The organism is Sphingobium agrisoli (assembly GCF_041877245.1).
GTDB lineage: Bacteria > Pseudomonadota > Alphaproteobacteria > Sphingomonadales > Sphingomonadaceae > Sphingobium.
The window spans coordinates 1-1,260 of sequence record NZ_JBHDJI010000032.1; the positions used below are offsets into that span (position 1 = coordinate 1).

Annotated in this window: 2 protein-coding genes and 1 pseudogene; all 3 read left to right on the forward strand. The window is 68.5% G+C overall.

The features are described from left to right. On the forward strand, positions 1-582 hold a 582-nt coding region (locus ACETPF_RS20920), incomplete at its 5' end, for a type IV secretory system conjugative DNA transfer family protein (protein WP_373936553.1). Positions 583-584: 2 nt separating this feature from the next. Beyond that, complete coding sequence (locus ACETPF_RS20925) at positions 585-1,001, forward strand: CopG family transcriptional regulator (protein WP_373936554.1); 417 nt, start codon at positions 585-587, stop codon at positions 999-1,001. After that, positions 998-1,260 (forward strand): annotated as a pseudogene (locus ACETPF_RS20930) (P-type conjugative transfer ATPase TrbB); the annotation flags it as partial. The gene ACETPF_RS20925 and the pseudogene ACETPF_RS20930, both read left to right, overlap by 4 nt.

Consider the following 1,260-nt stretch of genomic DNA (forward strand, 5'->3'; position numbering starts at 1 on the left):
CAGCGCGCGATGCGCAACTATGCCGGGCACCGGCTCGCACCATGGCTCGCGCACGTCATGGTCAGCCGGCAGGAAACAGCTCGCGCCCTCCTGACACCAGGCGAAGTGATGCAGCTGCCAGCCACCGACGAGCTCGTCCTCGTCGCCGGCACACCGCCGATCCGCGCGACCAAGCTTCGCTACTTCGAGGACAGCAACTTCAAGGCTCGCGTGCTGCCACCGCCGACGCTGGCGAGTGGCGACTGTGCCGACCGGCCGCCAGCGCGGCCCGACGTTTGGACCGGCACCGTCCGCGGCACCGATGCACGTCTCGGTGCCGGAGAGGAGGAGGTCGGAGGCGATGCTGGCGGAGGTTTGGAACAGGCCAGGCAACCCGGGCAGGAAATCGATCGTCCGCTGACTCCCGACCCGGTCACCACCGATCCGCTCGGTCTCGGCGCTGACGACGACGATGCCGCAGCCGATCAGCGCGCGATGGATCAGGCACGAGCGCTTGGCACCGCACGCACCGTCTACGCCATCGATGCCGGCGCCGATGGTTCGAACGGGCATCGGCCCGGCGACCTCCAGTTGGACCTCTGACCATGGTCGAGAAGATCCGCCATCAGCTGTTCCTGCCGAAACCGGTAAGCGATCGCCTTGAAGCGCTGGCCGCCAAGCCAGGCGCGTCCAAATCGGCGATCCTGACCGACGCTGTCACCGCCTGGCTCAACCGGCGCGGCGCATCCGAGCTGGAAGATCGCTTCGGCATCCGGCTCGATCGCCTGACCACCGCGATCGGACGGCTTGAGCGCGACGGGCATATCCAGCTGGAAACGCTGGCCCTGTTTGTCCGCTACGAGCTGGCAATCCAGGCCCCGCTCGCAGAAAATGATCAAGCTGGCCGTGCCATCGCCGCCAAGCGGTTCGATGCCTTCATCGCCCAGGTCGGACGGCAGATCGCTGCTGGACGGCGGACGATTGCCGACGGGTTCGGCGGCGGCGCGGAGTCCGGCCGATGAGCACCGGCATCTCCACAGACCGGCGGCGCGCGATGCTGCGCACGGCGATGGGGCCGGCAATCGCCGAAGCCCTCGCCGATGCCCGTGTCATCGAGATCATGGTCAATCCCGACGGGGCCCTGCGCCTTGACCGACTTGGCGAGGGCCGCACCGACACAGGCGTGCGGATGGACACCGCCCAGGTCGAGCGGATCATCCGCCTCGTCGCTTCCCACGCTCGGGCCGAGGTTCACGGCGACGCGCCGATCGTGTCGGCCGA

Bases quoted from the DNA above. Each gene is read 5' to 3' on its own strand.
- ACETPF_RS20925 (WP_373936554.1), top strand. From the start codon at position 585: ATGGTCGAGAAGATCCGCCATCAGCTGTTCCTGCCGAAACCGGTAAGC.